Consider the following 8,429-nt stretch of genomic DNA (forward strand, 5'->3'; position numbering starts at 1 on the left):
CACAGGCGCGACGGGCCTTCAAGAAAGCGGTCGGCGCCCCCCCTGTAACGCCCGCTCATCGGCGGAACCTGCATATGCGGGCGAGCGTGCAGGCTCTACGCCGGGAGGATGAACGATGAGGCACACCGGTCTTCGGTTCGCGCTTCTGGGTGTGGTGGCGGTCCTGATGATGAACATGGCCGCCTCCGTCACGATCGTTCTCTGGTCCCCGCGACAGGTCAACCCCGCCTTCGTGGAGCCCGGCCGGACGTTTACCGCCGACGTTCAGGGACCCTCGTGGCTCTCCACCGGCGGATGGTCGGCCTCCCTGGCCAACGACCTGCGTTCCTGGAACTGCACGGTCACCTCCGCCGTGGCGGCGAAAATCAAGCACGGCACGCTCGACGGCTGGAAGCTGACGATCCGCGTCCCGTCCGACGTCCCTCCGGAACTCTTCAAGCTCACCGTCTCCCACTCCGCCGGCGCGAGCGCCTCCTGGAGCCACGCCGTCAGCGTGGTGCCCGACCTCGAGGCGCCCTTCTACATCCTGCACATGACCGACGAGCACGCGCGCGACCGGTACGCTTCCCAGGCCAGCGGCTACCGATCCGCGGAACTTGTGGGATGGGCGGCCCCCGTGGTCAACCTCATCAACCCCCGTTTCGTGCTCAACAGCGGTGACGACGTCCACGACTGGTGGAAGCTCAACCGGCCCGACCAGATCTCCTGGTACAAGGCCTCCAAGGCGAAATACCGCGTTCCCACGATCATCATTCCGGGAAACCACGACGTCGCCCCCATGAGCGACGCCGCCCACGCCACGACGACCCAGAAGTGGGACCGCGAGATGGGGTACCGCGGGTTCTCCGTCCGGATGGGGCCGTCCTTCTACCTCCTCGGGCACGACTATTACGACGGGTCCATGAGGACCTGGGCGTCCGAGGAATGGAACCGCAGTTTCTCGGATTCGGCCATCGCGTTCCGGGTGCTCACCCAGCACTACACGGACGCCTACGCGCTCCGGCCGGGCTCGGGGCGCTATCCCCATCTGATGCTCGTGGGACACCTTCACTACAACGACGTGGTCCAGACCACTCCTTATCCGCTTCTCATCACGACGACCGCCGCCGATTACGCCAAGTGCGGCTTCCTCGAGTTCCGCCGGACCTCGACGGGAGGGTGGTACTGCCCCTCGGTCAGCACTCATGAGAACGCCGGCAACCAGATCGCCCTCGTCGGCGACTGGGGCTCGCCCCGCATCACCACCTCCTGGGCCAAGCCCAACGACGGCACCTCCTCCACCAACAGCGTCTCGATCACCAACCGTATCGGAAGGGACTTCTACGACGGGCGTGTCCGATTCCTGCTGCCGGCGGGAGAGTACGCCGTCAAGGGTGGCCAGAAGCTGGCCCAGTATTCCTACTCGAACGGATCCAAGACCGCCGTCGTGGTGAAGGTCAACATCGCCCGCAACGCCACGACCACCGTCTCGGTCTCCCCCTCGAGCGAGCCGGTCGCCCCCGTGACGCGCTTCTTCCAGAACGGGCTCTACCCCTCTTCCAGCTACGCCGGCACCCGCGACACCTACATCTCCGCCTCCAACACGACGACGAACTACGGCGCCTCCACGGCGCTCCTCGTGGACGGAGACGACCCGAACGGCACCGGCCGCGACAAGGCGATCCTCATCAAGTGGGACCTGTCGTCCATTCCGCCGGGAAGCCGCGTGCAGTCCGCGTCCATCACCTTCGACGTCCTGAACCCCAGCTCGCAATCGTACGAGATCTACCGGGCCGGGAAACCATGGGTGGAGGGAGAGGCCACCTGGAACGTGTACCGGACCGGATCTTCCTGGGAGGTTCCGGGCGCCAAGGGGTCGGGCGACCGCGGCACGACCGTCCGCGGCAAGCTGACCGGGACTTCGACGGGGCTGCAGACGATGGCGCTCAACGCCGACGGCGTCGCCCTGATTCAGCAGTGGGTGGACAACCCCTCGTCCAACTTCGGCTTCATCATCGCCAACGCTTCCAACACGGACGGAATCGACCTCTCCTCCCGCGAGATCGGAACGGCGTCACGCCGGCCGAAGCTCGCGGTGACCTATGTTCCCGCGTCCACGACCACGGCCAAGGAATCCGACGTCGTGGAGTCGGAGGACCCCGTGGAGCCCGATCCCACGTCCCCCGAGGTCCTCGCGGAAACCCCCGAGCCTTCGGAACCCCTCCGCCTCGAGGACGCCCCGCCCCCCGCGCCGGCCTCGCCGGACGACTTCGGCGCCCCCGTCGACGGCGGAGATTTCGCGGCCGAGGACAGCGACCGGCCCGCCTGCGGCGCCACGGGAATCGAGGCGCTCATCGTCCTGGCGGCGCTCCTCCTGAGGCGGAGAAAGCCGTGAGAGTCGCGCTCGCGGCGGCCGCGCTCCTGACCGCCGCCCTTCCGGCCCGGGCGCACGACGACGGCGCGACGTCCCACGACGTGCGCGTCGGATCCCGGGAGATCGTCTGGACGGTGGACGCGGGCGTTCTGGAGCTCGCCCGCGTCGTGCGGATCGAGGGGTTCACCCCGCGGCTGACGGAGCTCCGCGAAGAGCGCCTCCGCGCGGCCGCCGCCGAAATCGGAGAGTACCTGCGGGCCGGGCTTCGCCTCCGGGTCAACGGGCGCGACGCCCTCCTGGAAACGGGCCCGCTGGAGCCCGTTTACGAGGCGCTGCCCCCGACGGACCTGCGCCTCCTCGGTCGCGTCCGCCAGCAGTTCCGCTTCCGCTCGGACGAGGAAATCCGCCGGATCGAGCTGGGCACGGACCTTTTCACGGCGATCGTTCCCTCCCCCACCGCGATGTTCACGATCCGGTGGGACGGCAAGGAACGGCAGGAAGTCGTATTCGCCCCGGCCGAACTGCGGTATCGCGCGGAAACCTTCGATCCGCGCTGGTGGGTGGGGGCGCTCCAGTTCGTGCGCTGGGGCGTCCATCACATCTTCATCGGCTACGACCACATGGCGTTCCTTCTCGCCCTTCTTTTGGGTACGACGCGCTTCAAGGATCTCCTCAAGATCGTCACCTCCTTCACCGCGGCGCACAGCCTGACGCTTCTTCTTTCCGCCCTGGACGTCGTGCGCGTCCCGGGACGCCTTACCGAGGCGCTCATCGCCGCCTCCATCGTCTACGTGGCGATCGAGAACTTCTTCGTCTCCGACGGCCGCCGGCGCTGGCTTCTGACCTTCGGCTTCGGCCTCGTCCACGGCCTGGGATTTTCCACGAACCTGAAGGAACTCCTGACCGACCGCGTCGTGGTGCCCGTCCTCTCGTTCAACCTGGGAGTGGAGCTCGGCCAGGTGGCGATCCTCGCGGCGACCTTTCCGGCGCTCGCTTGGCTCCGCCGGACGTCCACCCCCGATCGCGCCGCTCCTCTTCAGCGCCGGCTGGCGTGGGCGGGGTCCGTTCCGCTTCTCCTTCTCGGACTGGGCTGGCTGGTCGAACGAGCGGTCGGACTGGAATTCATGCCGCTCTGACCGCGGCTACGGCAGATTCCAGAGCGTGTAGTACGCGACCGGGTGCAGAACGGCCCGGCCGCCGCGGGAACGCACGCCCCGCAGGGTCAGCTCGTGAACGTGGCCGATCTGGAGCCCCTCCACCGACAGGTGCACGCGCCGACCCTCCTCGAGGACGCGCGCCTCGCGGATCCGGGGCGTGGTGGCGTCCACCTCGGGGCTTCCGTACGCGCTCTGATAGATGTAGGTGTACGTCTTCAACCCATAGGAAGCGGGGTTGCCGGCCGCGGAGGGATCGACCGGCTCCGTGAACACGAGCTCGAATCCGTCGGGCCGGACCCGCATCTCGAGAACCTCGAAGGGAGTCTTGCCCGTCCAGGTGACCCGATCGAGCGCGTAAGGCTTGGGTCCCCGCGAACCCCACCCGCGGTTGGTTCCCCCGACAAAGAGCGTCCCCTCGGCGGTCAGTACCATGGGAACGTTGCCGGATCCGAAGCCGCTCCGGAAGGGAAAGCACGCTCCCTGGTAGCGTCCCTTCACCTTCTCCAGGAAGACGCGGTTGACCACGCTATGGGACTGGTCGGAAACGAAAAGCTGCCCGGCGAAGGGGCCGAACTTGCCGCCCGTCTCGTCGCAGACGATGCCGCTGGCGGAATTGCCGACTTTGCCGTGAGGAAGAAGAACCGCCGGCGGCTCGTACTGCGGGATCCGGGCGGCTTCCACATGAAAGCGGCTTCCGCTTTTGGGATCGGGCGGCCGCGGTCCCATGTTGGGCGCCAGAGGGTACCACTTATTTCCCTCGGGATGGCCCACGAACGCGCCGGGCTTGAGCCATTTGAGGGAACTGGTGCCGTTCCACGGTCCCTGATTGTCGCAGTAGAACATGTCTCCTTCGGCGTTCATGCCGATCCCGCCGGGGGACCGGATGCCGCTGGTCGTGGGAATCATCTTCCCCTCGGGCGTGATCCGCACGCACCATCCGCGGAAAGGCACGTCGCTCGTGAAGGACCCCGTCAGGCAGAGCACGACCCACAGGTTGCCCTCCCGGTCGAATTTGGAACAGAACGCGTACTCGTGGTAGTCCCCGGAGATGGCCCACTCGTCGCAAAAGGTTTCGAAGCGATCCGCGCGGCCGTCCCCGTCCGTGTCCCGCAGGCGCGTCACTTCCCCCCGCTGCATGGCGTAGAACCAGCCGTCCCGCCAGGCCAGCCCCAGCACCTCGTGAAGTCCGGAGGCGAAAAGCGTAAACTTGGCCCGCACCGGCGGCGTTTCGAGGACGTTTTCGACCTTCCAGATCTCGCCCCGCCGGGTCGACACGTAAAGCGCTTTCTCTTCGGGCCGCCACTCCAGGCCGCCCGCCTCGAGCACGATCCCGTCCGGAATGGGAATGGGGACAAGGGCGTAGAATTCGTCTTCCGGCGAGGTTTTCCCGGCGGACTGCGGCGCCGCCGCCCATGCCGGACCCGCGAGGAGGACGGTCAGGATCGAAGCGAGGATCTTACCACTCATAGCGCTGCACCAGGACGGCCTTCTTTCCGGAAAATCTCACGGGAACGCGCAGCTCCATACCGGAGGCATGCGTCGCCACCACCGGTTCGAGGCCTTCGGGCTTTTCGAAGCGCACGGTGAGGCCCTCCGGGGTCCGGAACGCTCCGTCCGCCGTCCTCTCGATCTTGCGGGCGGCCAGCGCCCGATACCAGAGGTTGGCCGGAGGAGCCTCCGCTTCCAGCGTAAACGTCCGTCGGAAGCCGGGACGCCGTTCGTCCGCGACCGCTTCCGGGAAATCCCGCACCCGCACCGCGCCGTACGCGTAGAGGAACGCCGGTCGCCGCCGCGCGTCAAGCTCGTATCCGAGGAAGCGGTACCCGGGCGCCTTCTCCCAGGCGTGCCTGGGCGCCGCCGGCCAGGGCGAACGCGCCGGGTCTTCCGGCTCGGCGAAGGGCGGTCCGTCCGCGAGCGCCACGACGTCGTCCCCGGCGGGCGACTGGAATCCGGGCCCGCGATCGACCCAGTGCTTGGAGGCGTCGATGAAATCCCCGCGCCAGAGGAGAGCCAGCCGCAGGTGGTTCGCATCGAAGGCGAGATGGGCGTGCTCCGGATACCCGACCGCGATCGCGCGAGGCCCGGCGCCCTGGATGAAGTTCCGGTAGATGATCGGCTCAGCCTGGGGGACAAGGAGAATCGGCTGCGGCCCCAGCCCCGCCGGAGGGCGCGCCTGCGGGCCGTCCGCCAGGTATTGCCAGAGCGCCTCGATCTGCAGACTCGCGTCCCCGTCGAGGACGGTCTTAAGAACGCTCTTTCCTTCGGGCCAGAAGGTCGGCATCCGCGTTCCCGGCCGGAGGCTGTTGGGATCGCGAAGATACCGATGGAACCAGTCCCGCCGAAGCCGGCGCGCCATCACGGTGAGGTCCATCCCGGGAACGCCCAGAGATTTCTGCCCGTTCCACGTGTGGCAGCTCACGCACGAAAGACCTTTGGTGCCGGCCAGCTGCCGGCCGGACTTTACAAGGTCGGCGTTCCGGGGGGGCGCGGGAGATTCCGAACCCTCGAGATCGGCCTTCTCGAAGTCCTCGACGAGAGACCCCACGTTGTCCCCTCCGAAGACGGGCATCCGGGCGAGCATGTAGGGTCTCACCTTGGTGCCGTTCGCCAGTACTTCGCGCATCCATTGAGGCCGCAGCTTGGCTCCCACTCCGGTAAGGTGCGGCGGGAGGCGCCCTTCGTCCCCGATCGTCGGGTCGGTCACCCGGAAAAGATCCTCCACCGTTTCCACCGGCCCGCCCCGGCCGTTCCGCGCGTGGCAGGCGTAGCAGTTGAAGGCCGCCAGGACGCGCTCCACCCGCCGCGCCGCCGCCGGAGGCGTCGCCGCCGGAGGCGCCTCCAGGGCCGCCCGGATCGCCGCGCGCTGACGGGACGACAGCGGATAGGCGGGCGCCCCGGCGGGCGGCCGCTCGGCAAGGCAACCTCCCGTTTTTCCCCGGAGCCCGAGCAGGGGACGCGCCGCGACCGGCCGGTCTCCCCGTTCGGCCTCATGGCACGAAACGCAGCGCCGCAGGAAGATCTCGCGCCCCCGTCGCGCCTGCGCGGGATCCGGCTGAAACTCATCGCGGCGCGGATCCGGGCGGGCGCGCTCGGGCGCCTGGCCGGACGGCGGCACGTGGCTGAGCGCTCCGGAGGAAATCGGCTGTTTTGAAAATCCCGGCCCTTCCCAATGAACCTCGAGGCTTTCCTCCCCCGCCGCTTCGAACCATTCGACGGTGAGGGCATGTTTGCCCTTCCGCAGCGCGACCGCCCCGGACGCCTCCACGGCCGGATGCGTTCCATCGTTGTCCACGACCAGGATGCGTCCGACGCGCAGGCGGCTGCCGTCGTCGGAGGTCGTGGAGAAGGTGTACATTCCGTCTTTCGGAACCTCGATGTATCCGCGGAACCGTACCCCGACATGATCGTCGCGGCGCAGCAGCGGTTTGAGGCTGAAATCCCGGGCGACGCCCGAAGCGGCGGGCTTCAGAGCATCGAAATCGGGCAGTTTTCCCCACGACCCTTCGAAGTACTCGAACACCACCCCCGGCTGCGCGCCGTCCGGGTCGTCGGGATCCCTCGGCCGACCGCCTACGAAGTGCAGGGCCAGAGCGCCCGCTTCCGAGGCGGAGAGGTTCATCCGAGGCATGCGTCCCGAGGGGCGGGTGCGGAGCGGATCCTGAAGAAACTGCGCCAACGGTCCGGCGGAGGTGTACTTGGCGCGCAGATCCCCGAGCGGCACGAAGGGTCCCGCATCGCCTTTGCGTTCGAAAGGTCCGTGGCAGGCGGCGCATCCGACCTGCTCGTAGAGTTCGCGCGCCTTGGCGGGCGATCCCGTCGATTCCGCGGGAGGCGCATCGGACCGCAGCGACAGGAGATAATGGACGAGCGGCTCGATTTCGGACGGATCGCGGACGGCGGCGGGCATGGGGGTTCCCGGCTTGACGCGGGAAGGCGCCTGGAGCCAGGCGCGCAGCCATTCGGCGCGAAACTTCCGGGCGGCGTCCGTCAGAACGGGCCCGCGCCGCGACGCGACGGGATCGGCTCCTTCGGAGGGATGGCACGACGTGCACCCGAGTTCGCCGAGGAGAAGGCGGCCTCCTTCGACCGGGTCGGCCTCGCCGAAGCGCTCGAAAGCGGGGATGACCGGCGCCCCGTCTGACGGCGGGGCGTCCTGGGATAAGACCAAGGCAAGCGCGACCGTGAAGGCGTAGACCATGAGGCACACGGCCGTCTTTCCATATCCGGCCGTCCCTCATGCGTTACACGAGCGGTCGTTTCGTTACCGCCGCGAGCCATCCGCCCGGCCCGGAGCGCGCCGCCGGGGTACAATAGAAATAAAGCGATGCCGCGCGAGAAAGCCAGCGAGAAGATCTGGTTCGGGGACGACGAGCCGCCGCGCTCCCCGGCGGGGGGCGAGCCTCGCGCGTCCCGGCCGCTTCCGCACGACAACCGCAGGCGCTTCCCCCGCTTTTCGGTGGACGGGGCGCGCATCCGCCTCTACCGCGAAGGATTCCTGGCGTCGCTCGGCCTGGCGCGCGGCAACCGGGGCCGGGCGGTTCTCGACCTTTCCGAGGGCGGCGCGCGGGTGCTTCTGACCGAACATCTCCCGCCGCGCACGAAGGTGCGGCTGCGCATCGAGATGGAGCGCTACCAGGACGCGATCGAAGTGGTCGGCGAGGTCCGCTGGTGCGTCCCGCGGGGACGGCCGGCGAATTTCCAGGCGGGCATCGAGTTCACCGAGGGCGACGCCGCGCTGCGCCGCAAGATTGCGCTCATGCATGAGTGGTTCGCCAGCCCCCAGTACAAGGCGCTGCGGGAGAAGCGCATCCGGGACCAGTGGTTCGGATCCGGAAGCGGCCGATAGCCGAAGCGCCTTTGCCCGACGAACCTGCGTTCCGCGATCCCCGCGCCGCCGTCCGGGTGATCTTGTCGAAGTG

General features: G+C 68.2%; 5 protein-coding genes. 3 read left to right on the forward strand and 2 right to left on the reverse strand.

Annotation, left to right across the window (positions count from 1 at the left end):
• Positions 1–115 precede the first annotated feature (115 nt).
• Together VNO22_02680 and VNO22_02685 are read left to right on the forward strand one after the other, a co-directional pair.
• On the forward strand, positions 116–2,374 hold the full coding sequence (locus VNO22_02680) for a DNRLRE domain-containing protein (protein HXG60257.1): 2,259 nt from the start codon (positions 116–118) through the stop codon (positions 2,372–2,374).
• The gene (locus VNO22_02685; GenBank protein HXG60258.1) at positions 2,371–3,489 is read left to right on the forward strand and encodes a HupE/UreJ family protein; all 1,119 of its coding nucleotides are present in this window, start codon (positions 2,371–2,373) and stop codon (positions 3,487–3,489) included. Before VNO22_02680 ends, VNO22_02685 begins: the two co-directional genes overlap by 4 nt.
• A gap of 6 nt (positions 3,490–3,495) precedes the next feature.
• On the opposite strand, the gene VNO22_02690 is transcribed toward VNO22_02685, so the two are convergent.
• Positions 3,496–4,977, reverse strand: coding sequence for a hypothetical protein (locus tag VNO22_02690; protein ID HXG60259.1), 1,482 nt, complete (start codon positions 4,975–4,977; stop codon positions 3,496–3,498).
• Positions 4,967–7,708, reverse strand: a complete 2,742-nt coding sequence (locus VNO22_02695) for a PA14 domain-containing protein (GenBank protein HXG60260.1) — start codon at positions 7,706–7,708, stop codon at positions 4,967–4,969. The genes VNO22_02690 and VNO22_02695 overlap by 11 nt, the downstream gene beginning before the upstream one ends.
• A 126-nt stretch (positions 7,709–7,834) precedes the next feature.
• Between VNO22_02695 and VNO22_02700 the strand changes: the two genes are divergently transcribed.
• A complete protein-coding gene (locus VNO22_02700; protein HXG60261.1) occupies positions 7,835–8,356 on the forward strand; it encodes a PilZ domain-containing protein in 522 nt (173 codons plus the stop codon).
• Positions 8,357–8,429 lie beyond the last annotated feature (73 nt).

Source organism: Planctomycetota bacterium (assembly GCA_035574235.1).
GTDB lineage: Bacteria > Planctomycetota > MHYJ01 > MHYJ01 > JACPRB01 > DATLZA01.

Excerpts from the sequence above, each read along its gene's own strand:
- VNO22_02680 (HXG60257.1), top strand. The coding sequence starts at position 116 with ATGAGGCACACCGGTCTTCGGTTCGCGCTTCTGGGTGTGGTGGCGGTC.
- VNO22_02690 (HXG60259.1), bottom strand. The coding sequence starts at position 4,977 with ATGAGTGGTAAGATCCTCGCTTCGATCCTGACCGTCCTCCTCGCGGGT.
- VNO22_02695 (HXG60260.1), bottom strand. The coding sequence starts at position 7,708 with ATGGTCTACGCCTTCACGGTCGCGCTTGCCTTGGTCTTATCCCAGGAC.
- VNO22_02700 (HXG60261.1), top strand. The coding sequence starts at position 7,835 with ATGCCGCGCGAGAAAGCCAGCGAGAAGATCTGGTTCGGGGACGACGAG.